This window comes from Micromonospora sp. LOL_014 (assembly GCF_048060245.1).
GTDB lineage: Bacteria > Actinomycetota > Actinomycetes > Mycobacteriales > Micromonosporaceae > Micromonospora_E.
In genome coordinates this window covers 21,796-45,567 of the sequence record NZ_JBHMIP010000002.1, presented here as the reverse complement: position 1 = coordinate 45,567, position 23,772 = coordinate 21,796, and the positions used below count along the sequence as shown (strand labels likewise).

17 protein-coding genes are annotated in these 23,772 nt (G+C 71.8%); 10 read left to right on the top strand and 7 right to left on the bottom strand.

Annotated elements, in window-relative coordinates; genetic code table 11:
• Nucleotides 1–2: 2 nt before the first annotated feature.
• The 6 genes from pta to ACFHW1_RS01865 all read right to left on the bottom strand — a co-directional run bounded on the left by pta (nucleotide 3) and on the right by ACFHW1_RS01865 (nucleotide 8,971).
• Nucleotides 3–2,066 (bottom strand): phosphate acetyltransferase, encoded by a 2,064-nt coding sequence (gene pta / locus ACFHW1_RS01890; RefSeq protein WP_416552325.1) that lies wholly within the window; start codon nucleotides 2,064–2,066, stop codon nucleotides 3–5.
• 81 nt (nucleotides 2,067–2,147) lie between these two features.
• Nucleotides 2,148–2,324: a DUF6104 family protein gene (locus ACFHW1_RS01885; RefSeq protein ID WP_199757927.1), complete on the bottom strand. Its 177-nt coding sequence runs from the start codon at nucleotides 2,322–2,324 to the stop codon at nucleotides 2,148–2,150.
• A 13-nt stretch (nucleotides 2,325–2,337) separates the two neighbouring features.
• The gene (locus tag ACFHW1_RS01880) at nucleotides 2,338–6,222 is read right to left on the bottom strand and encodes a multifunctional oxoglutarate decarboxylase/oxoglutarate dehydrogenase thiamine pyrophosphate-binding subunit/dihydrolipoyllysine-residue succinyltransferase subunit (protein WP_416614689.1); all 3,885 of its coding nucleotides are present in this window, start codon (nucleotides 6,220–6,222) and stop codon (nucleotides 2,338–2,340) included.
• Nucleotides 6,223–6,448: 226 nt separating this feature from the next.
• The gene (locus ACFHW1_RS01875; protein ID WP_416552327.1) at nucleotides 6,449–7,276 is read right to left on the bottom strand and encodes an ABC transporter permease; all 828 of its coding nucleotides are present in this window, start codon (nucleotides 7,274–7,276) and stop codon (nucleotides 6,449–6,451) included.
• Entirely contained in the window at nucleotides 7,273–8,187 is a 915-nt protein-coding gene (locus tag ACFHW1_RS01870; RefSeq protein ID WP_416567588.1) for an ATP-binding cassette domain-containing protein, read from the bottom strand. The genes ACFHW1_RS01875 and ACFHW1_RS01870 overlap by 4 nt, the downstream gene beginning before the upstream one ends.
• Nucleotides 8,188–8,200: 13 nt before the next feature.
• Nucleotides 8,201–8,971 (bottom strand): hypothetical protein, encoded by a 771-nt coding sequence (locus ACFHW1_RS01865; RefSeq protein ID WP_416552329.1) that lies wholly within the window; start codon nucleotides 8,969–8,971, stop codon nucleotides 8,201–8,203.
• Between the two features lie 442 nt (nucleotides 8,972–9,413).
• On the opposite strand from ACFHW1_RS01865, the gene ACFHW1_RS01860 reads away from it, so the two are divergent.
• From ACFHW1_RS01860 to ACFHW1_RS01825, 8 genes are all read left to right on the top strand, one after another.
• On the top strand, nucleotides 9,414–10,115 hold the full coding sequence (locus ACFHW1_RS01860) for a response regulator transcription factor (RefSeq protein ID WP_416614687.1): 702 nt from the start codon (nucleotides 9,414–9,416) through the stop codon (nucleotides 10,113–10,115).
• The gene (locus tag ACFHW1_RS01855; RefSeq protein WP_416614686.1) at nucleotides 10,112–11,728 is read left to right on the top strand and encodes a sensor histidine kinase; all 1,617 of its coding nucleotides are present in this window, start codon (nucleotides 10,112–10,114) and stop codon (nucleotides 11,726–11,728) included. Before ACFHW1_RS01860 ends, ACFHW1_RS01855 begins: the two co-directional genes overlap by 4 nt.
• Nucleotides 11,729–11,790: 62 nt before the next feature.
• A complete protein-coding gene (locus ACFHW1_RS01850) occupies nucleotides 11,791–13,368 on the top strand; it encodes a trypsin-like peptidase domain-containing protein (RefSeq protein ID WP_416614684.1) in 1,578 nt (525 codons plus the stop codon).
• 102 nt (nucleotides 13,369–13,470) lie between these two features.
• Nucleotides 13,471–13,926: an SRPBCC family protein gene (locus ACFHW1_RS01845; RefSeq protein ID WP_416552334.1), complete on the top strand. Its 456-nt coding sequence runs from the start codon at nucleotides 13,471–13,473 to the stop codon at nucleotides 13,924–13,926.
• Nucleotides 13,927–14,053: 127 nt separating this feature from the next.
• Nucleotides 14,054–17,515 (top strand): cyclic nucleotide-binding protein, encoded by a 3,462-nt coding sequence (locus ACFHW1_RS01840; RefSeq protein WP_416614683.1) that lies wholly within the window; start codon nucleotides 14,054–14,056, stop codon nucleotides 17,513–17,515.
• A gap of 103 nt (nucleotides 17,516–17,618) precedes the next feature.
• Nucleotides 17,619–17,774: a hypothetical protein gene (locus ACFHW1_RS01835; RefSeq protein WP_416552336.1), complete on the top strand. Its 156-nt coding sequence runs from the start codon at nucleotides 17,619–17,621 to the stop codon at nucleotides 17,772–17,774.
• A gap of 85 nt (nucleotides 17,775–17,859) precedes the next feature.
• A complete protein-coding gene (locus ACFHW1_RS01830) occupies nucleotides 17,860–18,675 on the top strand; it encodes a hypothetical protein (protein ID WP_416552337.1) in 816 nt (271 codons plus the stop codon).
• Between the two features lie 99 nt (nucleotides 18,676–18,774).
• Nucleotides 18,775–20,145 carry an ABC transporter ATP-binding protein gene (locus ACFHW1_RS01825; protein WP_416552338.1) on the top strand — a complete coding sequence of 457 codons (1,371 nt, stop codon included), beginning with the start codon at nucleotides 18,775–18,777 and terminating at the stop codon, nucleotides 20,143–20,145.
• 43 nt (nucleotides 20,146–20,188) lie between these two features.
• Here the strand turns inward: ACFHW1_RS01825 and ACFHW1_RS01820 are convergent, their stop codons facing one another.
• Nucleotides 20,189–21,700, bottom strand: a complete 1,512-nt coding sequence (locus ACFHW1_RS01820) for a protein kinase domain-containing protein (RefSeq protein WP_416614681.1) — start codon at nucleotides 21,698–21,700, stop codon at nucleotides 20,189–20,191.
• Between the two features lie 203 nt (nucleotides 21,701–21,903).
• Here ACFHW1_RS01820 and ACFHW1_RS01815 point away from each other — a divergent pair, with 203 nt between their 5' ends.
• Together ACFHW1_RS01815 and ACFHW1_RS01810 are read left to right on the top strand one after the other, a co-directional pair.
• The gene (locus ACFHW1_RS01815; protein WP_416552340.1) at nucleotides 21,904–22,740 is read left to right on the top strand and encodes a patatin-like phospholipase family protein; all 837 of its coding nucleotides are present in this window, start codon (nucleotides 21,904–21,906) and stop codon (nucleotides 22,738–22,740) included.
• Nucleotides 22,740–23,762 carry a 1-acyl-sn-glycerol-3-phosphate acyltransferase gene (locus ACFHW1_RS01810; RefSeq protein ID WP_416552341.1) on the top strand — a complete coding sequence of 341 codons (1,023 nt, stop codon included), beginning with the start codon at nucleotides 22,740–22,742 and terminating at the stop codon, nucleotides 23,760–23,762. Before ACFHW1_RS01815 ends, ACFHW1_RS01810 begins: the two co-directional genes overlap by 1 nt.
• Nucleotides 23,763–23,772 lie beyond the last annotated feature (10 nt).

The following is a 23,772-nucleotide window of genomic DNA, read 5'->3' as shown; positions in this document are numbered from 1 at the left end:
GCTCATCGCGCGGCCGCCTGGATCGCGGTGATCGCCACGGTGTTGACGATGTCGGGCACGGTGGCTCCCCGGGACAGATCGTTGACCGGCCGGCGCAGACCCTGCATGACCGGCCCGACGGCGACCGCACCGGCCGACCGCTGCACCGCCTTGTAGGTGTTGTTGCCGGTGTTCAGGTCGGGGAAGACGAAGACGGTGGCCCGCCCGGCGACGTCGCTGCCGGGCAGTTTGGTGGCGGCGACCGTCGGGTCGATCGCCGCGTCGTACTGGATCGGGCCCTCGACCAGCAGGTCCGGGCAGCGCTTGCGGACCAGGTCGGTGGCGGCGGCGACCTTGCGGACGTCGTCGCCGCTGCCGGACGTCCCGGTGGAGTAGGACAGCATGGCGACCCGTGGCTCGATGTCGAACCGGGCGGCGGTCTGTGCCGAGCTGACCGCGATGTCGGCCAACTGGTCGGCGTCCGGGTCCGGGTTGACCGCGCAGTCGCCGTACACCAGCACCCGGTCGGCGAGCAGCATGAAGAACACGCTGGACGCGACCGACACGTCCGGCAGCGTCTTGATGATCTCGAAGGCGGGACGGATCGTCGCGGCGGTGGTGTGGGTGGCCCCGGAGACCATGCCGTCGGCGTGCCCGACGTGCACCATCATCGTGGCGAAGTAGTTGACGTCGCCCATCACGTCGTGCGCCAGCTCCCAGGTGACGCCCTTGTGTCGGCGCAGCTCGGCGTACCGGGACGCGAAGTCGTCGCGCCAGGGGCTGACCGCCGGGTCGACGACGTCGACCCCGTCGATCTGCACGCCCAGCTCGCGGGCCCGGCGGCCGATGTCGTCGGCGTCGCCGAGCAGGGTCAGGTCGGCGACGCCGCGCCGTAGCAGGATCTCGGTGGCCCGCAGGATCCGCTCGTCGGTGCCCTCCGGCAGTACCAGCCGGCGGCGGGCGGCCCGGGCCCGGTCGATCAGCGCGTACTCGAACATCATCGGGGTGACCCGGGCCGACCGGGTCACGTCCAGCCGGCGGGCCAGCTCGGTCGTGTCCACGCTGGACTCGAAGGCGCCGAGCGCCGCCTCCACCTTGCGAGGGTTCGCGGTGCTGGGCCGGCCGGAGATCCGTCCGGCGGTGGCGACCGCATGGAAGCTGTCCGCCGGTGCGGACAGCACCGCCAGGTTGGTGCCGAGCCGCTCCACCAGGCGCATCGCCCGCGGGTCGGGCCGTTCGCCCAGGGTCAGCGCCACCCCGGCCAGCGACACCAGCCCGGCGGCGTGCGCCGCGCTGACCGCGACCAGCAGGTCCGCCCGGTCGCCGGGGGTGATCACCAGCGCGCCGTCGATGAGATGGTCCAGCAGCACCGGCACGTGCGCCGCGCCGACCACGAAGTCCAGCACGTCACGGCTCAAGGCGGTGTCGTCGCCGGCCAGCACGGTGGCGTCGAGGGCGCCAGCGACCTCGACGACGGTCGGTGCGGAGACCGCCGGGATCTCCGGGATGGCGTAGACCGGCACCGGCAGCGTCGGCGTCTCCACCCCGGCGTCGACCCGGTTCGCGATCACGGCCAGCACCGTCGCACCGAGCTCGGTCAACGAGTGGTACGCGCTGCGGGCCGCGCCGGCGACCTCGGCGGCGTCCCGACGGATCCCGTCGACGAGAGCCACCACCACGCTGCCGAACTCGGTGGCCAGCCGGGCGTTGAACGCCAGCTCGCGGGGGAGACCGCCGTTGTCGCCGGCGTCGTCGAAGTCGCTGCCGATCACCAGCACCGCCGGGCAGCGCCGCTCCAGTTCGCGGTACCGGTCGACGATCCGGGAAATCAGCTCCTCCCGCCGGCCGTCGGCGACCAGCTCGGCCGCCTCGGCGTAGCTGGCCCCGTACAGCTGGTCGTCGGGCAGGTCGATCCGGTAGCGCTCACGCAGCAGGGTCAGGGTCGCGTCCGGGCCAGCACCGGCGAGCAGCGGCCGGAACACCCCGATCCGTTCGACCCGGCGGGACAGCAGCTCGGCCAGGCCGAGGGCGACGGTGGACTTGCCGCCACCGGGGCCGAGACCGGCCAGGTAGACACTTCGCGCCACCGCCCCAACGTACAAGGCGCAGGCGGTCGAAGTCTGGTGACCTTGGTCCCGGCCCGGCCGGGTCCAGCGTCAACGCCTGGCTCAGTCGTCCTCGTCGTCGAGCCGGGCCAGCCAGGTGGCGAACCGTTCCACCGGGGTCTCGAACTCCGGGTGCAGGTCGACGAAGTCACGCAGCCGTTCGGCGAGCCAGGAGATGGCCACCTCCTCCTCGCCGCGGCGCTGCGCCAGTTCCTCGATGCCCCGGTCGGTGAAGTACACGTGTGCCTCCCGGTCAGCGTCGCGGCAGCGCGGCGTCGATCAACGCGGACTGCTCGACGTCGTGCAGCTTCGTCGAGCCGACCGCCGGCGCCGCCGCCGCCGGCCGGGAGATCCGCCGCAGCCGTACGCCGTCGAGGTGCTCCAGCAGGTTGAGCGCGACGAACGACCAGGCGCCCTGGTTGGCCGGCTCTTCCTGGACCCAGGCGAAGTCCTCGGCGTTCGGGTAGCTGGCCAGCGCCGCCCGGATCTGCTCCACCGGCAGCGGGTACAGCTGCTCCATCCGCACGATCACGGTGTCGGTGTCGAGCTGACCGTTGCCGCCGGCGCCCGCGTGCCGTTCGGCACGGGCCTGCAACAGGTCGTAGTAGATCTTGCCGGTGCACAGCAGCACCCGCTTGACCGCCTCCGGCCGGCCGTCGGCCACCGGGTCCGGCAGCACCGGCTGGAAGGTGCCGGAGGTGAAGTCGGCGACAGAGGAGACGCAGAGCTTGTGCCGCAGCAGCGACTTGGGGGTGAACACCACAAGTGGCTTGCGCTTCGGCGACAGAGCCTGCCGGCGCAGCAGATGGAAGTAGTTCGCCGGGGTGGACGGGATGGCGACGCGCATGTTGTCCTCGGCGCACATCTGCAGGTAACGCTCCGGGCGCCCGGACGTGTGGTCCGGGCCCTGCCCTTCGTGGCCGTGCGGCAGCAGCAGAGTCAGCGCCGACCGCTGCCCCCACTTGACCTCGCCGGAGGAGACGAACTCGTCGACGATCGACTGGGCGCCGTTGACGAAGTCGCCGAACTGCGCCTCCCAGAGCACCAGCGCCTCCGGGTTCTCCACCGAGTAGCCGTACTCGAAGCCCATCGCCGCGTATTCGCTGAGCAGTGAGTCGTGTACGAAGAACCGCGACTCGTCGGTGACCAGGCTGGCCAGCGGCAGGTAGTCCCGCCCGGTGCGGGCGTCGACCACCGAGGCGTGCCGCTGTACGAAGGTGCCACGGCGGGAGTCCTGGCCGGCCAGCCGGACGGTGATGCCGTCGGCGAGCAGCGTGCCGAACGCGACGATCTCGCTGAAGCCCCAGTCGATGTCGCCGGAGACCGACATCTTCGCCCGCCGCTCCAGCAGCTGCTGGATGCGCTTGTGCGGGGTGAAGCCCTCCGGCAGGTCCACGTGCGCGTCGCCGACCGCCCGCACGGCGGCGGCGTCCACCGCGGTCGCCACCTGCGGCTCCGGCTCCGGCTGGCGGCTGGGCAACCGGCTGGTAGCCGAGGTGGCGGCGTCCCGGGTCGCCTTGAACACCTGCTCCAGCTGGGTCTGGTAGTCGCGCAGCAGCTCCTCGGCGTCGGTGATGGTGATGTCACCCCGGCCGATCAGCTCCTCGGTGTAGAGCTTGCGGACGCTGCGCTTCGAGTCGATGATCGCGTACATCAACGGGTTGGTCATCGACGGATCGTCGCCCTCGTTGTGCCCACGCCGCCGGTAGCAGACCAGGTCGATCACGACGTCCTTGTTGAACGCCTGGCGGTATTCGAAGGCGAGCCGGGCGACCCGGACCACCGCCTCCGGGTCGTCGCCGTTGACGTGGAAGATCGGCGCCTGGATCATCCGGGATACGTCGGTGGAGTAGAGCGACGAGCGGCTGTGCTCCGGCGCGGTGGTGAAACCGACCTGGTTGTTGACCACCACGTGCACCGATCCGCCGGTCCGGTAGCCGCGCAGCTGCGACAGGTTGAGCGTCTCGGCGACCACGCCCTGCCCGGCGAAGGCGGCGTCACCGTGCACCAGCAGCGGCAGGACGGTGTAGCCCTCCAACTTGAGGTCGATCCGGTCCTGCTTGGCCCGGACGATGCCCTCCAGCACCGGGTCGACCGCCTCCAGATGCGACGGGTTGGCGGTCACCGACACGGTGATGCCGTGCTCGCCGTCCGGGGTGGTGAACTTGCCGACCTGACCGAGGTGGTACTTGACGTCCCCGGAACCCTGGGTGGACTTCGGGTCGAGGTGCCCCTCGAACTCGGAGAAAATCTTCTCGTACGGCTTGCCGACGATGTTGGCGAGCACGTTGAGCCGGCCCCGGTGGGCCATGCCGATGACCACTTCGTCGAGGTCGGCCCGGGCCGAGGACTGCAGGATCTCGTCCAGCAGCGGGATCAGTGACTCGCCGCCCTCCAGTGAAAAGCGCTTCTGCCCGACGTACTTGGTCTGCAGGAAGGTTTCGAACGCCTCGGCCGCGTTGAGCCGGTTCAGGATGTGCTTCTGCTCGGCCGCGTCAAGCTTCTCGTAGCCGCGCTCGATGCGTTCCTGGATCCACCGGCGCTCTTCCGGGTCCTGGATGTGCATGTACTCGATGCCGACCCGGCGGCAGTAGGAGTCGCGCAGCACGCCGAGGATCTGCCGCAGCTTCATCCGCTGCTGGCCGGCGAAGCCGTCCACCGGGAAGGTGCGGTCCAGGTCCCACAGGGTCAGGCCGTGCTGCAGCACGTCCAGGTCCGGGTGCTTACGGATCTTGAACTCGAGCGGGTCGGTGTCGGCCATCAGGTGCCCGCGCACCCGGTACGCGTGGATCAGCTCGTTGACCCGGGCGGTCTTGTTGATCTGCCCTTCGGAGCTGACTGCGACGTCGCGGACCCAGCGCACCGGCTCGTAGGGGATCCGCAGCGCGGTGAAGAGCTGGTCGTAGAAGCCGTGCTCGCCGAGGATCAGCTCATGCATGGTCTTGAGGAACTCGCCGGACTGCGCACCCTGAATGATCCGGTGGTCGTAGGTGCTGGTCAGCGTGATGACCTTGCTGACTGCCAGGTCGGCGAGGGTCTCTTCGGACATTCCGGCGTACGGGGCCGGGTACTCCATCGCGCCGACGCCGATGATCGCCCCCTGCCCGGTCATCAGCCGGGGCTGGGAGTGCACCGTGCCGATGCCGCCCGGGTTGGTCAGCGAGATCGTGGTGCCGTTGTAGTCGTCCATGGTCAGCTCGCCCCGGCGGGCGCGGCGGACCACGTCCTCGTACGCCTGCCAGAACTGCCGGAAGTCCATCTGCTCGCACGCCTTGATCGACGGCACCACCAGGGTCCGGGAGCCGTCCGGCTTGGCCAGGTCGATGGCGATGCCGAGGTTGACGTGCTCCGGCGCGACCATGTTCGGCTTGCCGTCGATCTCGGCGAACGAGTTGTTCATCTCCGGGTGCTCGACCAGCGCCCGGACCATGGCGTACCCGATCAGATGGGTGAAGCTGACCTTGCCACCGCGGCCCCGGGCCAGGTGATTGTTGATCACGATGCGGTTGTCGACCAGCAGCTTGGCTGGGACCGCGCGCACGCTGGTCGCGGTCGGCACCGCCAGCGACGCGTCCATGTTCTGCACGATCCGGGCGGCGACCCCGCGCAGCGGCGTCTGTCGGCTGCCGCCGGCCGTCGAACCGTTGTCGGCCGGTGCCTTGCCGGCTGGTGCCTTGCCCGCCGTTCTGGTCGCGGCGGACCGGCCCCCGGTGGGCTTGCCGGCGGCGGTCTTTCCGGTGCTCTCCGTGCCGGCGGCCGGCCTGGTCGGTGCTGCCTTGCCCGCCGGTGCCGTCCTGCCGGTCGGCGCGTTCGCCCGGGTGGGGCTGCTCTTGGCCGCGGCGGGCTCGGCCGCCCGGCGGGTGGTCCCGCTACCCGGCGCGGACGCTTCGGTCTGCTGGGCGGACCGCGCGGCCGGCGCGTCGGTGCCGGCCCGGGCGGCGGCCGTGGTCGCCGTCGCGGCGGCCGCCTCGGTCGGCGAGGCGACCTGCTCGCGGCTGTAGTCGGCGAAGAAGTCGTGCCAAGCTGGATCTACGCTGGCGGGATCGGTGAGATACTTCTGGTACATCTCATCGACGATCCACTCGTTCGGGCCGAAGCCCGCCAGCGGATTGTCCTGCGAAGTCTGCTGGGTCGACACGGCCGGTAATCGCCTCTTTCACGCGGTCGGATTTGTCACGCGGGGGACGCCACCAGGGTCGGGGCGCTGGTCGGGGACGGCTACCAGGCTACGCCGTACGCCGACGGGCGGCATTGTCGCATGCGGCTCGTGTCACTTTTCACAACGGTTGCCCCAGCCGTACCGGCCGGCACGGCGGTTGCCGTACCGGCCGGAATGGCAGGTCAGTGGTGATATTCCGGACCGGTCAGGAGATGTCCCGACGGCGGGTGATCACCGTACCGACGACGCCGGTCAACAGCGCGTAAGCGATCAGGATCAGTGCACCGGTCCACCGGGGTGGGCTGTCCGGCAGGTCGGTGCCGGCGACCATCAGCTGCGACGCGATCGAGGGCACCAACCACTGCAGGTCACTGATCCAGTCGCCGAACCGGGACGCCAGTGTGGCCAGGATGATCGCCGTGCCGAGGTAGCCACCCAGGTAGAGCAGGATCGCCGAGACGGTGGCCCCGAGTTGGCTGCGGATCAGCACTCCGAAGCCGACCCCGAAGACCGCCCACAGCAGGTAGGCCAGGCCGTTGAGCCCGACCGCCTCCCAGACCGCGCCCGAGCCGAACTCCGGACCGATGTCGAAGGTGGCCAGCACCAGCGCGCCGGCGATCAGGTTGACCACCGTGGTGATCAGCCAGAAGACGAAGCCGAGCAGCGACGCGGCGGCCAGCTTCGCCAGCACCACCTCGGTACGTCGCGGGCTGGTCAGGAAGGTCGTGGTCGCGGTCTGATGGAAGTACTCGTTGGTCACCACGATCACGCCGAGCAGCATCACGACCAGCAGCCCGAAGAACTGGCCGTTGGTGTAGAGGTTGGCCGCCAGCGCCGGCGCCTCACTGACGGCGCTGAGCACCTCGTCGTTCTCCGGCGTCGTCGGGCCGAACCGCTGCGGGTCGGACAGCACCGCGGTCTGTACGTAGTTGACCAGCAGGGTGACCGCCCACAGCGGCAGGTAGATCAGGCCGAAGACCCACCAGGTGGCGGTGGAGGTGATCTTGAGCAGCTCGCTGCGTACCAGGTTCATCGGATGGCCGCCTTCGCGCTGGTCAGTTCCAGGAAGACCCGTTCCAGGTCGGGTCGTTCGGTGCTCAACTCGTGCAGCTCGACGCCCTCGGCCAGCGCGGTCCGGCCGACCGTCGGCGCGTCCACCCCGACGACCAGCAGCGCACCGTCCGGCGCGGCCTGCACCGTCGCCTCGGCCCGGCCCAACGCCGCCGTCAGCTTCTCGCCGTGTGGCGTGCGGACCCGGATCGTCGGGGCACCGGACATCGAGGCCATCACCTCGGCGACCGGGCCGTGTCGGACCAGTCGACCAGCCGCGATGATCACCACGTCGTCGGCGAGCAGCTGCATCTCCGCCAGCAGGTGGCTGGAGACGAGCACCGTACGGCCCTGCGCGGCGAACGACTTGAGCAGATCCCGCATCCAGCGGATCCCCTCCGGGTCCAGGCCGTTGGCCGGCTCGTCGAGGATCAGCACCTTCGGGTCGCCCAGCATCGCCGCGGCGATCCCCAGCCGTTGCCGCATGCCGAGCGAGTAGCCCTTGAACTTGCGCTTCGCGGCCGGCGTCAACCCGACCAGGCCGAGCGTCTCCTCGGCGCGGTGCAGCGGCAACCCGGCGGCGGCGCAGATCACCCGCAGATGGTTGATCCCGGAGCGGCCCTTGTGCGCGCTGGACGCCTCCAGCACCGCGCCGACGTGCCGCAGCGGATTGGTCAGGTCGGCGTACCGCCGCCCGCCCACGGTGGCCTGACCGCTGGTCGGCGAGACCAGGTTGAGCACCATCCGCAGGGTGGTCGTCTTGCCGGCCCCGTTCGGGCCGAGGAAGCCGGTCACCCGTCCCGGCTCCACGGTGAACGACAGATCGTCGACTGCGCGGACGGTGCGGTACTGCTTGGTCAGCCCGGAGACGACGATGCGTCCGTCCTCCGACATGTGGCTCCTCTCGTCACACCGCCCCGTCGTCCGGCGGTGGGCCGGCGATGGCGATCCAGGTCGCCCGGGCCGCCGCCAGTGGTTGTCCCGCAGCATCGTAGAGCGTCGTGCGTACCTCGGCCTTACGGCCGCTGGTTTCGAGCAACTCGCCGACCACCACGCAGCGCTGGCCCGGTGCCGGCAGCGCGGCCACCGTCGCGGTCATCCGGCCCAGCAGGTACGGCCGGCCCGGGGCGAGCACCGTCCAGCCGCCGGGGCAGTCCAACGCGGCCCAGACCGTCGGCACCGTACGGTCGTCCGGGACGACGAACGGCGCGGCGCTGCGCCCGTCACCCACCGGCCCGGGAAACACCCGCAGACCGTCGGGGTGCCGTGGACCGCAGACGTAGCAGTCCGGGAACGGATGCGCGTCGTGCCCCGGGTACCGGGCGCTGGCGGCCTCCGCCGTGGCCAGGTCGACCGGCGGTACGGTCGGCCCACCCACCGGGCCGCCCGAGCTGTCAACCGGGCCGGTCATGCCGTCGATCGCGCCGTCGACCGCCTCGGCCTCGGCGATCAGCGTCACCGGATCCGCGCCGGCCTCCACCCGCAGCGTCTCCTCGGCCGACCGGACCACCCGCAGCTCGGTGTCCAGCGGCGGCGGCCGGCGCAGGGTCACCCGGACCGGTCGACCCCCGACCACGGTGGCCGGCTCGGCGCGCAGCAGCGCCTGGGCGAACCGGCCGGCCGCGTACCCGCCGTTGGCGGAGCCGGTCGGGCCGTTGAACCGGGCGGAGATCAGCATCGGACCATCCTCGCAGCCGGCCGCCACCGCCGTTCGATCGCCACCGCCGTTCACCGGATCGACACCGGTGCCATCCGCTACCGACACGCCGACGGTTCCGGGGCACCTTACCCAGTTGTCATGGCCGTCTTGCTGACCGCCGCCACCCCAACCAGGACCAGCGAGTACGTCGTCCCTGGCTCGCCGAACCCGAGCCGCTACCCGCACCGGTCCCGCCGGGGACCGGTCGGGCACGGCACCTTCTGGCGACCCCGATCCGGGTGCGGGCCGGCTGCCTGCCCCCTGCCCACCGTGCCCGCCGCCGGCCGGTTGACCCGGCACCGACCCGCTCCGCCCTCGACCTCGTCGGCTGAGGTCACTCGTCCCGGACATCGAGTTCACTCTCAGCTGATTGTCAGCGGCTCCCCAGGCCGAACCCAGACCGATCCGGGATGATGCGGTCATGATCGCATCGCAGACCGAGGCGAAGCTGCTCGTCGTCGAGGACGACCCGAACATCCTCGAACTGCTCTCCGCCAGTCTGCGGTTCGCCGGATTCGACATCACCACCGCGACCAGCGGCAGCGCCGCGCTGAACGCCGCCCGCGAGCGCCGGCCCGACCTCGTGGTGCTTGACGTCATGCTGCCCGACCTGGACGGCTTCGAGGTGATTCGGATGATGCGGGAGGCCGGCACCCGTACCCCGGTGGTCTTCCTCACTGCGCGGGACGCCACCGACGACAAGATCCGCGGGCTGACTCTCGGCGGCGACGACTACGTCACCAAGCCCTTCTCACTGGAGGAGCTGACCGCCCGGATCCGGGCGGTGCTGCGGCGTACCAGCAACGGCGGTCAGACCTCCTCCCGGCTCACCTTCGCAGACCTGGAACTGGACGAGGAGACCCACGAGGTCTACCGGGCGGGCAACCGGGTGCAGCTGTCACCGACCGAGTTCAAGCTGCTGCGCTACCTGATGCTCAACGCCAACCGGGTGCTGTCCAAGGCGCAGATTCTCGACCACGTGTGGAACTATGACTTCCGGGGCGACGACAACATCGTCGAGTCCTACATCTCATACCTGCGCCGCAAGATCGACAACGCTCAGCCCCGGCTCATCCACACCCTGCGTGGCGTCGGCTACGTGCTGCGCAAACCAGCGGCGTGAACAGGCCGACGCTGGCGCCCGCCCCGGTGACGGGCTGGCTGCGCGGCGTACCGCTGCGGGTCAAGCTGGTCACGTCGGTGCTCAGCCTGGTCCTCACCGCGCTGCTGGTGATTAGCGTGAGCAGCGCATTCTTCCTGCGCAGCTACCTGGTCGACCAGATCGACACGGACCTGCGCGACTACGTCACGGGCCTGCGCGACGAGGTGAGCAAGGCGCAACGCCTGCCGGTGTGGGACCAGCGCGCCTCGGTCACCGCCCCGCTGCCGACCAACTACCTGGTGGTCGTCTCGTACCAGGACGGCCCGCTCGGCGGGCCCTACTACGACGACGACCGGATCGCCACCGGCGAGCTGCCACGCTGGCCGGCCGACTGGGACGGCTTCGCCGCGCTGCAGGGCGAGCCGAAGAGCGTGTACGCCCGCAACGGCGCCCTACGCTGGCGGATGCTCTACGCGTCGCTGCCCACCGGCGACGTCATCGCGGTCGGGCAGAGCCTCGTCGACGTCGACCGGGCGGTCAGCCGGCTGGTCTGGATCGACATCCTGGTCGGCATCGGAGTGGTGACGCTGCTGGCGCTGGCCGGCGCCGCGATCGTACGGACCAACCTGCGGCCGCTGGTCGAGATCGAGCAGACCGCGGCGGCCATCGCCGCCGGTGACCTTAGCCGGCGGGTGCCCGACCCGGAGCCGGGCGCGCACGTGCCGCAGACCGAGCTGGGCCGGCTGTCCCGCACGCTCAACGCGATGCTGACCCAGATCGAGGCGGCGTTCACCGCGCGGGCGAGCTCCGAGTGGGCGGCCCGGATGGCCGAGGCGTCGGCCCGGGAAGCTGCCGTCGCGGCCCAGTCCTCGGAGACCCGGGCCCGCCGGTCCGAGGAGCGGATGCGCCAGTTCGTCGCCGACGCCTCGCACGAGCTGCGTACCCCGTTGACCACCATCCGCGGCTTCGCCGAGCTGTACCGGCAGGGGGCCGCCGCCGCGTCGCCGCAGGAAGCGGGCCGGCTGGTCCGCCGGATCGAAGACGAGGCGGCCCGGATGGGCCTGCTGGTGGAGGACCTGCTGCTGCTGGCCCGCCTCGACCGGGAACGCCCGTTGGATCTGGCGCCGGTCGAGCTGCCGGTGCTGGCCAGCGACGCGGTGCAGGCGGCCCGGGCGGTCGACCCGCAGCGCCGGGTGGAGCTGGACATCGGGCCCGGTGCCGGCCGGCTGGTGGTGCTGGGCGACGACGCCCGGCTGCGTCAGGTGATCGGCAACCTGATGACCAACGCGATCAACCACACCCCGGCCGACACGCCGGTCACGCTGCGGTTGCGGGCCACCGAGCCGGGGTTCGCCACGGTCGAGGTGGCCGACGAGGGGCCCGGTCTCACCCCGGAGCAGTCCGAACGGGTCTTCGAGCGGTTCTACCGGGCCGACGCCGCCCGTACCCGCAGCACGGAGCGGCCGACCGGCACCGGACTCGGGCTGGCGATCGTCGCCGCCCTCGTCGTCGCCCACTCGGGCACCGTCGAGGTGCACAGCGAGCCCGGTCAGGGTGCCACCTTCCGGGTCCGGCTCCCGCTGGCCGACACCAACCTCGTCGACACCGAACCCATCGACGGCAGCGAATCATGATTTTCAGCAAAGCCTCAGCCGCAGATCAGGTGCGTCAAAGTGCCGGGGGGCAATCTGAATACATGAGCGAGCACGAGACCACGCCGCCGGCGGAGCCGTCGGACAAGGCTCAACCGCCGGCCAGCCCTTGGCAGGCCCCTGCCGAGTCGGGCCAGCCCGACCCGGCCACCGGTCGTTCGTCCACCGACTGGACGCCGACCAACCAGCCGTACGCCGGCTCACCCGTGCCGGCCCAGCCCGCGCCCACCTCACCCGCGCCGGCCCAGCCCGCGCCCACCTCACCCGCGCCGGCCCAGCCCGCGCCCACCTCACCCGCAGCTGAGGCGCCCGCGTCCGCGACTCCCGCGTCGGCGCAGCCGGTCACCGGGCCGCCGCTCAGCGGCCAGCCGCAGCCCGGCCCGTACGCCCCCGGCTACGCCCAGGTGCCGTACGGGCACGGCCAGCACGGGCAGTGGAGCCATGGCCAGCCGTACGCCGGCCACGGCTACAGCCAGCCGCACGTCAGCTGGTCGCCGCCGCCCGGTGCCGCCGCCCAGGCCGCCACCCAGCGGCCGAACCGGGTCGGTCGGATCGTCGCCGGCTCGGCGGTCGTCCTCGCCCTGATGCTCGGCTCCGGTGCGGTCGGCGGTGCGGTGGTGGCCGCCTTCGACAACGGCAGCGCGGCGCCGGCGGTGCAGACCGGCAGCAACGGCGGGGGCAGCAACGGCGGGGGCAGCGCGGCACCGGTGATCGACCGCTCGTCGCTCGCCGAGATCGCCGACGCCGTCCAGGACAGCGTGGTGTCGATCTCCACCGGCTCCGGTGAAGGCTCGGGTGTGGTGCTCAACGCCGAAGGCTTCATCCTGACCAACAACCACGTCGTCGAGTCGGCGCGCGGCGGATCGGTCACCGTGTACTTCGCCGACGGCGGCTCCGGGTCCGGCAGCGTGGTCGGCACCGACGCGCGCACCGACCTGGCCGTGGTCAAGGTCGACGACGTGGACGGGCTGTCCCCGGCGACCCTGGGCGACAGCAGCACGATGCGGGTCGGCGACACCGTACTGGCCCTGGGCAGCCCGCTGGGTCTGCAGGGTTCGGTGACCGCCGGGATCATCAGCGCGCAGGACCGCACCATCTCGGTGGGTGGCGGCCAGCAGCAGAGCCCGTTCGGCGGCGGCGGTCAGGTCAGCTCGATGTCCGGGCTGCTCCAGACCGACGCCCCGATCAACCCGGGGAACTCCGGTGGCGCCCTGGTCAACACCAACGGTGAGGTGATCGGCATCAACACCGCGATCGCCACCTCCGGGCAGGGCGAGGGCAACATCGGGGTCGGCTTCGCGATCCCCAGCAACAAGGCCAAGGACGTGGCCGAAGCGCTGATGGCCGGCGAGGAGGTCAGCCACCCGTATCTCGGGGTGAGTGTGACCGCCGCCGACGAAGGCGGCGCGTTGATCGCGGCGGTCGAGGACGGCAGCCCGGCCGACCAGGCCGGCCTGGCCCAGGGCGACGTGGTCGTGCAGATCGGCGACACCCCGGTCAACGACTCGGATGATCTTGTCGCGGCGGTGCAGTCCGGCCAGGTAGGGGAGCAGATTGAGATCACCTACGAGCGCGACGGCGAGGCGCGGACCGCCTCCGCCACCCTCGTCGACGCGCCGTGACCGCGACATGACGACAGGTTGACTTGCCCCCCCAGAGAGAGCGGCGGGTGGTGTGACCAAGGGGGTTGGTCACACCACCCGCCGTTCGCTACCGTCCCTGGCGTGCGCACCGAGACCTTCACCGACCGGTTCACCGTCGCGGCGGCACCGGACCGGGTGCACGCCCACCTGGCCGACCCGGCCAACCACGTCGGGCTTTCGCCGCTGATCGTCGCGGTCCGTGACATCGAGCGGAGCGCCGACGCCGACGGCCACATCGTGCTGCGGTACGTCGCGGTGGAGCGGTTCAAGATCGTCGGGCCGCTGCGGTACGACAACATCCTGCACGTCCGGCAGACCGAGACCGATCCGGGTCGCCGGCTCGTGATGCAGGTACGCAGCCCGGCGCGGGTGTCGGTGCGATTCGTGATGGAGACCGAGCCCGACGGCACCGGATCGGCGGTCACCGTCACTGTCAGTCTCACCATGCCGACCCTGCTGCGCTCCTATGTGGTGCGAACGGCCAGGCGGGTGCAGATGTTCCGGGCCCGTACCCTGGCCGAAAGGATGAGCGGCTGACCCCGGCGTAGTCGATCGACGAGACTTCTTCCGCACGACATGCTGTGCGAAAGCGGTCGAGCAGTCGCGTGCGGTCGACAAGGCGGTCTAACCTGCAGCCGCGAGTAGCGGCAGAGGAGCAGGCACAGTGACGGTCGCCGAGACCAGGATGAGCGTGTGGGAGGCCCTGGCCGGGCGGGCGCCGGGGCAACCGGTCGCCCCAGCCGACTCCGGCCTGTGGGACGCCGTCGTCGAACGGCTCAACCCGGCCCGGGCCCGGCCGGTGCTGCGGCCCGGCATCGAGCACGTCGAATTGACCTCGGTACGCGGGATGCCGTACGTGATGCTCCGTTCGCCGGACGGTCGCGGCGGTGCCTGCTACCTGCGGCTGGCTCCGGACGAGTGGCGGCTCGCCCAGCTGATGGACGGCAGCCGTACGGTGGCCCGGCTGGTCGCCGAGTTCGCCCGGATCGCCGGCCGGCTCGCCCCCGACCAGGTCACCCGGGTCGTCGCCGACCTGGCCGGCAACCGGATGCTCGCCGAGTTGCCGGTCGACGCGTTCCGCCCGCTGGCGCGGGTGCATCGCAGGCCGTGGCCGCTGCGGTTCGGTCGCACCCTGCTGGCCGTGGCCCAAGGCCGGCGGACCGTGCTGGCCGACGTCGATCCGCTGGTCGGCGCCCTCTACCGGGGCGGCGGTCGGTTCCTGTTCACCCGGCTGGCGGCGGTGCTGCTGGCCGTCGTCGCGCTGGTCGGGTTCGCCGCGTTCTGCTGGACCTGGTGGCGCGGCGAGCAGGCGGTCTTCCTCACCAGCGGGTCGTACGCGGCCGGGGCGGCGGTGCTGCTCGGGTTGAACGTCGTCGCCCTCGCCTGCCACGAACTCGGCCACGCCCTGGCCACCAAACACGCCGGCCGCCGGGTGCCGGCCGCCGGGTTCCTCATCTACTTCGGTATCCCGTCGGTCTTCGTCGACACCACCGACGTCTGGCTGGCCGGCCGCCGCCAGCGGCTGATCACCACCGCCGCCGGGCCAGCCGCCGGTCTGGTACTGGCCGGCGTCGCCGGCATCGTCGGGCTGATCTTTCCGGCCGCCGCGCCGTGGACGTTCAAACTCGCCTTCGCCTGGTACCTCAACGCCCTGTTCAACCTCAATCCGTTCCTTGCTCTTGACGGCTACTACCTGTTGATGGACTGGCTGGAGATCCCGAACCTGCGTACCCGTGGCCTGGCCTACGTCGTCGGCCGGCTGCGCCGGCGCGGCCCGCGCTGGTCGGTGCTGGACCGGGAGGGCCGGCTGGTCGCCCTGTACGGGATGCTCGCCGTGCTCTGGGTGGTCATCGCGGTGAACCTGTTCTGGCGGATCTGGACCGACCGGGTCGCCGGTCTGGTCCTCGGCCTGTGGCGGTCCGGCTGGCCGGCCCGACTGCTGCTCGCCGCGGTGGTCGCCGGTCTCGCCGCCCCGCTGGTCTACCTGGCGGCCGGCTGGCTCGCCCGGCGCTGGCGGCGGCTGCGCGGCGCGTTCGCCGAGCGGCGGCACGCCAGCGACACCCCACGGCGGCTGGACGCGCTGCGCGCCAGCGCGCTGCGGACGCTGCCGGCCAGTGCGTTGAACCGGCTCGCCGCCCAGGCACGCTGGGTGCACCCGCGTACCGGTCAGCAACTCGTCGCCGCCGGCGCCGCCCAGCCCGCGGTCTACGTCGTGGTCGACGGCGCGGTGGAGGGTCGCGCGCCCGGCGACCCGGCCGGCACGGTCCGGCAGCGGCTCGGACCGGGCGGTCTGGTCGGTCTGGCCAGCGCCCTGACCGGTACGCCGGCCACGCTCACCTGGCGTACCGCCGGTACGACGCTGCTGGCGGTGCCGCCGACTGCGGTCGCCACGGTCGTCGGCCCGCTGCCCGGTCCGCCGCCGGCCGATCGGACCGCCGCCGAGTCGCTGTTCGCCGAGACCCCCGCGCTGTCCGGGCTGACCCCGGAGGACCGGCTGGGGCTGGTGTCCCGGGCCCGGCCGGCGGCGTTGCCGCCCGGCGCGCCGGTCCAGCTGTCCGACCCGTACGACGCGGTGGTCCTCGAGTCGGGTGTGATCGCCCTGATGGACGGCATCGAACTGCGCCGGGGCACGATGATCGGCCCGGTCGGTGCCGACCCGCCGGACGTGGTCGCGACCACCCGTACGCAGACCCGGCTGTGGCAGTTGCCGGCAGTCGCCGGGCTGCCGATGCTGCTCGGCGCGGCACCGTCGCAGGTGGCTGATGCCGCCGCGGCGACGGTCCGCGGCGCTCCGCCGACCAGCGGCGTGCATCCGCCTGCCGACTATCCGCCGCTGGCCGCCCCACCCGGCCCACCACCACCGGGGAGCGACGACGACCGGGTGGACCGACGGTTCGAGCGCCGGCTGTGGTGGCTGGTGCTGCTCCTGCTGCTGTTCGCGTTGCTGATCAGCGGCAGCAATCTGATGCCCGGACCGGCCTGGGCAGAGATGCCGACCGATCGGGCGCTGCTGCGGGCCGAGCGGGGCACCGTCGAGGTGCGCACCGCCGGGGGGCGTCTGCTGACGTTGCGCGACGGTGCGGCGGCCTACGTCTCCGAAGGAGACCGGATCGAAGTCGCCGACCGGTCGACCGGCGAACTCGTCTTCCGTGGTGGTGCCGCCACGGTGCTCTGCGCCTGGGTCGAAGCGGAGGTGGGGGCGCTGTGGAGCGACGGTACCCGGCCGGTCGCGCCGAGCGGGGAGCTGATCCTGGACCGGGGCCGGATCCTGGCCGATACCGCCAGCGTCTCCGGTGCCTTCCGGCCGTTGGCGATGACCGTGATCAGCCAGGACGCGGTACTGGCGAACCGGGGCGAGGCCTGGTTCGCGGTGAACGCCGGAGCGGCCCGGGTGTCGCTCGGCGAGGTGCGGCGCAACGGGGTGTCCCTGCGGACTACCGGGGAGCAGCTCGGCTGCGGTGACGGCCGGGTGGTCGATCCGCCCGGCGGTACGCCGAGCGCTCCCGCTCCAGGCGCCACCAGCGGATCGCCGACCGTTCAGAGCCCGTCGCCGGATCTCTCCGCGACCGGCCAGCCGACGCCGGCCCCGGCGCCGAACCCCGGCGTGACTCGCCAGCCGCAGCCGCAGCCGACTATTCCGGCCGCGCCGCCGAGCCCACCCGGCCCGCCGCCGACCAGCGCCCCGCCGCCGACCACGGCAGCGCCGACGACCGGTACGCCGACCAGCGAACCACCGCCGACCACCGCGCCGCCGACCAGCGAACCACCGCCGACCACCGCGCCACCCCCGAACGAACCCCCGACCATTTTCTGGGAGGTTCAGCCGCAGGGCCGGATCACCCAGCTGGTCAACAACGGACCCTGCAGCGATCACCCGACCAGCGTGCGCTGGATGGTCGTGGTCTCCGACGACTCACCCGACGGCCTGACCGTCGTCGCGAGGCAGAGCGGACCAGTGGAGAGGACGGAGACCTTCAGCGGCGCCGGGACACACAGCGGCTCCATCGGCCCGGTGGCCAGCCGGCAGGGCGCCGGAGGGACCGTGACGATCACGGTCACCGTCACGGACAGCGGAGGACTCAGCCGCCAGGTGGAGAGCAAGGTAGAGGTCGTCGATTGCGGGTGAACCCGGCGTTGTGACGTAGACATCGACCCGAGCGGAGATACAGGTGCTTTGTTGGTTCTGCCCGAAGGCGGCCAGGGGTGGCTGCCGGTTCTGCGGTCGAGGCGTGTGTGAGGACCACGCCCGCTTCGGTCCGTATCTGCTGGAGGTGCACCGGTCGGAGCACCGGGGACGGGCGGAGGGTCTGGTCGTCGAGGACGCGTTGCAGTGCGGCGCCTGCCGACCCAGGCCGCAGCCGGTGCCGATGCCGGAGCTGGACTGATCGCGGAGGAATCGGGTCACCGTCGGCCTCGTGGCTGATCGTTGGCCCGGACTACCCTGGAGCGATATCGACGAGGGGACCGGTGATGAGTGACTTCGACATCGCGCTCGAACGCCTACTGACCGATCCTGGATTCGCCGCCGCGCTGGCAGCCGACCCGACGGCGGCGCTCGCCGGCTATCAGCTCACCGTCGAGGAGCAGGAACTGCTGCGGACCCAGATAGGCGGTGTCGCGGGCGGCCCGACGGCGGCGGTGGAGACGCGGGCGAACCAGTCCAGCGCGTTCGGGCTGCTGAGCCCGTTGACCGGAATGATGGGTGGCTTCGGCGACATCGGCGCGGCGGCCGGTGCCGTCGACGAGGCTCTCGGCTCTGCCGGTGCGCAGAGCGGCTTCGGTTCGGCTGGAGCGCAGAGTGGTTTCGGCTCTGCCGGTGCGCAGAGCGGCTTCGGCCCGGCCGGGGCGGACAGCGACTTCGGGGCACGGCCGGAGGCTGCCGGTCCGCCGGTGCCGGACCGGTCCGCTGGGTTCGGCACGGCACCCCAGCCGGTCGAGCCAGCGGTGCCGGAGGACTACCGGACCCGGGTGGACGTCGACGGCGACGGCGAGTGGGACCGGCACATGGTCCGAGGACGGGCGGACGGCGGGGTGGACATCCTGGTCGACCGGGACGGCGACGGCCGGGTCGACTTCGTCGGCCGGGACGACGACGCCGACGGTCTGGTCGACTCCGCGGCGTACGACACCGACGGTGACGGGTTCTTCGAACAGACCCACTACGACGACGACGGCGACGGGTGGCTCGACCGCAGCGTCACCAACCAGCCGCCCAGCACCGAACCGCCCCCGGTCGGTGGCGGGCTGATCGGCGACAACCTACAGCTTCCCGAGGAACTGCGCTGACCTCCCCGCCGACCGCTCACCGGCGGTCGCGGGCCGCCCGTCGACAGGGGCTGGCGTCGATGGCCGCTGGGCCTGACGATGGGGTCAGGAGGTGATCGCGTGGTCGCCATCGCCACCGACCGGCTGACGAAGGTCTTCGACGACGGCACTGTCGCAGTCGACGGGGTGAGTCTCGCCGTCCCGTCCGGCCAGTTCCTGGTGTTGCTCGGGCCGACCGGGTGCGGGAAGTCGACAATCCTGCGGCTGGTCGCCGGCCTGGAGACTCCGACGTCCGGGCACGTGCTGATCGACGACCGGGTGGTGGACGGCTGGTCGGCGCAGCGACGACAGGTGTCCATGGTGTTCCAGGACCATGCGCTGTACCCGCACCTGACGGTCGCCCAGAACATCGCCTTTCCGCTGCGTATGGGTCACGGCCCGGCGGTGGAACAGCGGATCCGGCAGGTGGCCGCCGAGCTGGGCATCGCCGAACACCTGCACCGGCAGCCCGCCGTGCTGTCCGGTGGGCAACGTCAGCGGGTCGCCATGGCCCGGGCCATCGTGCGCCAGCCGAAGGCGTTCCTACTGGACGAACCGCTGTCCAATCTGGATGCCGGGCTGCGGGCCGGGCTGCGGGCCGATGTGACGGCGCTGGCCCGCCGGCACGGGGTGACCACCGTCTACGTGACCCACGACCAGACCGAGGCGCTGACGATGGCGGACCAGCTCGCGGTGCTCCGCAAGGGCCGGCTGCAGCAGATCGGGCCGCCGGAGCAGGTGTACGGTGACCCGGCGAACCTGTTCGTCGCGGCGTTCCTCGGCACCCCACGGACCAGCCTGCTGCAGGGGGCGGTCTACGCCGAGCCGGACCGGATGGTGATCGACCTCGGTTCGCAGGTGCTGGAGTTGCCGGTGGGTGACGCCCGGGTGGCCCGGCTGGCCGAGCACCACACCGAGCGGGTGACCGTGGCGTTGCGGGCCGACGCGCTGTACCCCGTACCGCCGACCGGCGCTGACCCGGCGCGGCCCGACGGCCCGGACCCGGCCGGGTCCGACCGGAGGCTGTCGGTCTCCCTGCGCGGCACGGTCCGGGCGGTGGAGAACCTCGGCCACGAGGCACTGGCCTGGGTGGACACCGGCGGCCTGCCCACCTCTCCGGCTGAGTCGCAACTGGATCTGCCGGATCCGCAGACCCACCTGGCCGAGCTGCTGGCTGAGGATCCGCCGCCCCGACACCAGCTGCGGGAAACCATCGCCCGGATGATCCCGCAGCAGCGCCGTCCGGACCCGCCGGCGACCGCCCGGACCCGGTACGGCTTCTACCCGGTGTACGAGCCGGATCCATCCGATCCACCGGACGGTGACGGCGATGTCGTGGTCCGGGTGCCGGCGACAGCACCGCCGCGGCCCGGCGAGACGATGACCATGGCGCTGGACCTGGCCCGGCTGCTGCTGTTCGACCGGTCCGGGCACCGCATCCGCCTGCACTGACGCGCCTGTACCGCGACCCGGTCGGTGCCGTGGCTGCCGGCGGTCAGACAGCGGCACCGGCCAACTGGTCCAGTGCCGAGTCCAGCTCGTCGGCGTACGCGTAGGTGATCGCGCCTTCGTCGGCGCGGATCCGCACCTTGCGGCGCAGCTGGTTGACGTCCCGGTCGATGTCGGCGGTGCCGCTGGTCAACGAGGTCCGCAGGTTACGGACCAGGTTTTGCAGGTCGAGGCCGGCGTCGCGGCGGATCGCGCCGTCCGCCAGCCCGTCGTCGATCACCTGACCGAGCAGGGTGATCGCCTCGTCGACGGTCGGAACGACCGGTGCGGTCGCCGCTGGCGCGGTGTCGGTTGCCGCGGGGGTCGGCGCGGCGCCGGTGGCGGGTGCGTCGGTGGGAGGTGCGTCTGCCGACGGCCCTGGCTGCGTCGGCGGGGTGGGACCGGCGGGCGTACCGGCGGACCGCGGTTGCCCGGCGGGCGGCGGATGGTCGCTGCCCGGCCGCCGCGGCACCTCGGGCTGCAGCAGCAGGATCACGGCGACCGCTACGGCGCCGACCACCAGTAGCGTGGCGACCCTGGAATCGAGCCGGCCGACCCGCCGTTGACCGTCGACAGCCGGCGGCCCGGCGTCGGCGGCCGGTGTTTCGGCGTCGGCGGGTGGCGGAGCGTCGGACCCGGCCGCCGCCGGCAGGGTCATCGTCGGCGCGAGCATGGTCGCAGCCTGCGGATCGGCCGGTAGCAACTGGTCCCGCAGCGCGGCGCCGACCTGGTGCGCGGTGGGGCGGCTCAGCGGGTCCCGGGACAGGCAGCGCAGGCAGATCTCGGCGACCGGGGTGGGCAGTCCGGGCACCGTCAGCGGCGGGATCTCCTGATCGAGTGCGCGGTGCAGGTCGTCCCAAGTGTCGGCGGGGTACGGTACCCGGCCGGTGAGGGTCTCGTAGAGCAGGACGCCGAGCGAGTAGACGTCGGCGGCGGGCTGTGCCGGTCGGCCGTCGAGGCGTTCCGGGGCCACGTACGCCGGGGTGCCGAAGGTCTCGCCCTCCTCGTCCTCGTCGGGGGCGCCGATCTGGGTGGCGATACCGAAGTCGAGCACCTTGGCACCGATCGAGGTCATCATGATGTTCGCCGGAGTGACGTCGCGGTGCACGATGCCCAACCGGTGCGCGGCGGCCAGCGCCTCGGCTACCTGGGCGCAGGTCTCCACCGCCGCCGGCCAGGTCAGCGGGCCGGCGGTGAGCCGGGCGTCCAGCTCCTCACCGGACAGCAGCTCCATCACCACGAACGCGGTGACGGTGCCGTCCGGTGCGACCGCCTCGCCGTAGTCGTGCACCGCGGTCACGTGTGGATGGATCAGCTGGGCGGCGGACCGTGCCTCCTCCCGCACCATGCTGCGGAACCGTGCGTCGGCGGCCAACGACGCGGCGAGCACCTTGACCGCGACCACCCGGTCGAGCACCTCGTCGCGGGCGCGCCAGATGACCGACATGCCGCCGGCACCGATCCGGTCGATGAGACGGTATCTGCGGGCGAGCAGTTCGCCCGCTTGCAGCGATGCCATCGTTGTCGCACCTGCCTGGGGAGTGGAGGTCGTATCAGGCTGCGCGAATTGGCACGTCCTGTCAACGGCACGGTAAACAGGTGAACATTTATCATTTAGCCCGACATGGGCCAGGATTGCCGATGAGCCGGTAATACCGACCGAGCCCGGGCGGTGAGCCGACCCCGACCGGCGGCCATCGGGCCCGTGCCAGGATGAATGCCATGGTCAACGGTCCGGTCGCCTTCGTGCTGGGCGGCGGCGGGGTGCTCGGCGCGGTCGAGGTCGGCATGCTGCGCGCCCTGTTCCGCTCCGGCATCGAGCCCGATCTCGTCGTCGGCACCTCGATCGGGGCCGTCAACGGTGCACTGGTCGCCGCCGACCCCTCCGAGGCGGTCACCCTGCGGCTGGTCCGGCTCTGGGCCTCCCCGGAGGCCAGCGAGGTGTACGGCGACTCGATGGCCCGTCAACTGCGCCGGTTCGCCGCCCGTACCCACCTGCACTCGCCACGGCCACTGCGCCGGCTGCTGGAGGCCGAACTGGGCGACACCACCACCTTCGCCGACCTGGCCGTGCCGTTCCACTGCTGTGCCGCCAGCATTGAACGCGCCGCCGAACACTGGTTCGACGCCGGCCCGGTGGTGCCGGCAGTGCTCGCCTCGGCCGCGGTGCCCGGCCTGCTGCCACCGGCCGAGATCGACGGCGAGCACTTCGTCGACGGCGGGATCGTCAACTCGATCCCGATCGGCAAGGCCGTCGAAGCCGGGGCGAAGCGCGTCTTCGTGCTCCAGGTCGGCCGGATCGAGCGGCCACTCAGCGCGCCCCGGCGGCCCTGGGAGGTCGCCCAGGTCGCCTTCGAGATCGCCCGCCGGCACCGGTTCGCCCGGGAACTGGCGGCGCTCGGCCACGATGTGGAGGTGCACGTACTGCCGACCGGTGGGGGAGAGACACGTGACGACACACCCTGGGCGTACCGGGACATGACTGCTGTCGGCCGACGGATCAGCCGCGCCTACACCGCCTCCCGGCGTTACCTCAAGACCAACGTGGCCGGCTGCTGATGCCGCTGCCACCCCGCTGGGTACGCCGGGCACTGCTCGCCCCGGCCGTACCGCTGCTTGCCGCTGCGGTGCTCACCACGCTGCCGTTCTGGATCTTTCTGGCCGCCGCCGCCTCGCTGCTGGTGCCCGGCCGGCTGCGGGTGTTGCGACTGTTCTGGGTCGCCGTGGTCTATCTGCTGTGGGACACCGCCGCTCTGACCGCCCTATTCGGACTCTGGCTGGCCTCCGGCTGCGGCTGGAAGATCCGCAGCCCGGCCTTTCAACGCGCCCACTACGTGCTGACCGGTTGGTTCCTGACGTTCTTCTTCTGGCACGCCCGTTGGGCGTTGCGGCTGAGTATCGACGTGGTCGGCACCGATCCGGACACCGCGCTGCCCGGCCGTCCCGAACTGGTGGTGTCCCGGCACGCCGGCCCGGGTGACTCGTTCATCCTGATCCACGGCTTGGTCAACTGGTTCGACCGGGAGCCGCGGATCGTGCTCAAGGAGACCCTGCAGTGGGATCCGGCGATCGATGTGCTGCTCAACCGGCTGCCCAACCGGTTCATCGCCCCCGGTGACCGGCGCGCCGAGCCGGTCGAGACCCAGATCGCGCATCTGGCGACCGGACTGGACGCCAACGACGCGTTCGTCATCTTTCCCGAGGGCGGCAACTTCACCCCGGGCCGGCGCAGCCGGGCCATCGAGCGGCTGCACGCGTTGGGACTGCACGGGATGGCGGCCCGCGCCGAGTCGATGCGGCACGTTCTGGCGCCGCGCCCCGGCGGCCTGCTCGCCGCGCTGGACGCGGCCCCGGACGCGGGCGTCATCTTCGTCGCGCACACCGGTTTGGACCGGATGCTGACCGGAGCCGACGTGTGGCGGGAACTGCCGATGGACAAACGGATCGTGATGCGGTTCTGGTCGGTGTCGCCCGAGGAAATCCCGGCCGGCCGTGACGAACGCATCGAGTGGCTCTACGACTGGTGGGCGCGGATCGATTTGTGGATCGAGAAGAACCGCTCGGACACCTTGAGGGCGTAGGGTTCGCTCC

Coding starts and splice junctions, on each gene's coding strand:
- ACFHW1_RS01875 (WP_416552327.1), bottom strand. CDS start 7,276: ATGAACCTGGTACGCAGCGAGCTGCTCAAGATCACCTCCACCGCCACC.
- ACFHW1_RS01820 (WP_416614681.1), bottom strand. CDS start 21,700: ATGGCATCGCTGCAAGCGGGCGAACTGCTCGCCCGCAGATACCGTCTC.
- ACFHW1_RS01865 (WP_416552329.1), bottom strand. CDS start 8,971: ATGCTGATCTCCGCCCGGTTCAACGGCCCGACCGGCTCCGCCAACGGC.
- ACFHW1_RS01860 (WP_416614687.1), top strand. CDS start 9,414: ATGATCGCATCGCAGACCGAGGCGAAGCTGCTCGTCGTCGAGGACGAC.
- ACFHW1_RS01810 (WP_416552341.1), top strand. CDS start 22,740: ATGCCGCTGCCACCCCGCTGGGTACGCCGGGCACTGCTCGCCCCGGCC.
- ACFHW1_RS01815 (WP_416552340.1), top strand. CDS start 21,904: ATGGTCAACGGTCCGGTCGCCTTCGTGCTGGGCGGCGGCGGGGTGCTC.
- ACFHW1_RS01870 (WP_416567588.1), bottom strand. CDS start 8,187: ATGTCGGAGGACGGACGCATCGTCGTCTCCGGGCTGACCAAGCAGTAC.
- ACFHW1_RS01850 (WP_416614684.1), top strand. CDS start 11,791: ATGAGCGAGCACGAGACCACGCCGCCGGCGGAGCCGTCGGACAAGGCT.
- ACFHW1_RS01830 (WP_416552337.1), top strand. CDS start 17,860: ATGAGTGACTTCGACATCGCGCTCGAACGCCTACTGACCGATCCTGGA.